Annotated in this window: 1 protein-coding gene; it reads right to left on the bottom strand. The window is 64.1% G+C overall.

Features of this window, described 5'->3' with window-relative positions:
• Positions 1–121: 121 nt before the first annotated feature.
• The gene (locus IVW53_16065) at positions 122–1,201 is read right to left on the bottom strand and encodes an IS5 family transposase (GenBank protein MBF6607077.1); all 1,080 of its coding nucleotides are present in this window, start codon (positions 1,199–1,201) and stop codon (positions 122–124) included.
• Between the last annotated feature and the right edge of the window lie 96 nt (positions 1,202–1,297).

Genomic DNA, 1,297 nt, shown 5'->3' with positions numbered 1-1,297 from the left:
CTAGCAGGGTGTTGAAGAAACGGCGTTCGGAGGCCGGATGGGGCGTGCGAAGCCGCGGGCGACCTCATCTCATCCGCTCTTCTTGCGGCTCTTGCAGCAAGCGGCGGGCGGATGCAGGAGGTTAGGCGGTCTGTTGTTCGATGCGAGCCATGCGGATGATGTTGAAGGCCGCGCCGGTGAGTGTGGCCCACAGCCGGTTGCGTTCAAGCCCGATGTAGCGAAGCTTCCTGCCGCCGCCGATGGTCTTGATCCAGCCGAAGATCTCCTCGACGCGTTTGCGGATGCGTTGGCTCACTGCGTATCCGGAGTGACGCGTCACCCGATCATCGATACGACTCTTCCGGTTCGTCGTATGCTGCGTGACGTGCGGCGTCACGCCGCGCTCGCGGCAAGCGGCAGTGAAGTCCGCGGTGTCGTACCCCTTATCCGCCCCCAGCGTGACACGGCGCGGGCGTTCCTGCCGGTCGAGCATGTCGAGTGCCGCGTTTCGCTCGGCATGCCCGTCCGCCTGGTTGAGCATGATCTCCACGATCAGCCCGTGGCGGTTCTCCATGAGGACGTGCCCGGCGTACGCCAGCTTCGTCTCTTTGCCGTTTCCCTTGCGCGCCAGTCGCGCCTCCGGATCGGTCGTTGAAGCATGCGTCTCGTTTCTGCGCTGCTGCCCGTGGAAGTCCACATCCGGATTCTTGCCGCTCGGTGGCCCGCCACCACTGTCGCGCGGCTGGACGCTCTTCAGCGACGCCCACGCTTCGAGGAGCGTCCCATCAACGGTAAAGTGCTCGGACGACAGCAGGTGACGTCGCCGCGCCTCGCTGCGGATCGCCTCGAAGAATCGACCGGCGACGTCGTGCTCCAGGAGACGCTCACGGTTCTTCGAGAAGGTCGAATGGTCGAAGACCGGGTCGGCGATGTTGAGGCCGAGAAACCACTTGAAGAGCAGATCGTACTGGAGGCGTTCGCAGAGCTGGCGCTCACTGCGGATCGTGTAGAACGCTTGGAGGAGCATCGCCTTCAGCAACTGTTCCGGCGGGATCGACGGTCGCCCCGCTGCTGCGTACATCGCATCGAACACGGGCGAAAGCTCACCCAGCGCTCGATCCACGAGCGCCCGGATTTCGCGGATGGGATGAGCCTTCGGCACGAGCGTGTCCGGCGTCACCGGGCTGAGCATCTCGAGTTGCTGCGTCGCGTCCCCTCGCATCGGCCGCCTCCTTGCACGTACCCACCGATGCCATCGTACGCCCTCGCAGATCGCGAGTCGATCCCGTTTCAGCTACTTTTTTCAACACCCTGCTAG

It is taken from the genome of Chloroflexota bacterium (assembly GCA_015478725.1).
Classification (GTDB): Bacteria; Chloroflexota; Limnocylindria; order Limnocylindrales; family CSP1-4; genus C-114.
This window is presented reverse-complemented; position numbering and strand designations above follow the sequence as displayed.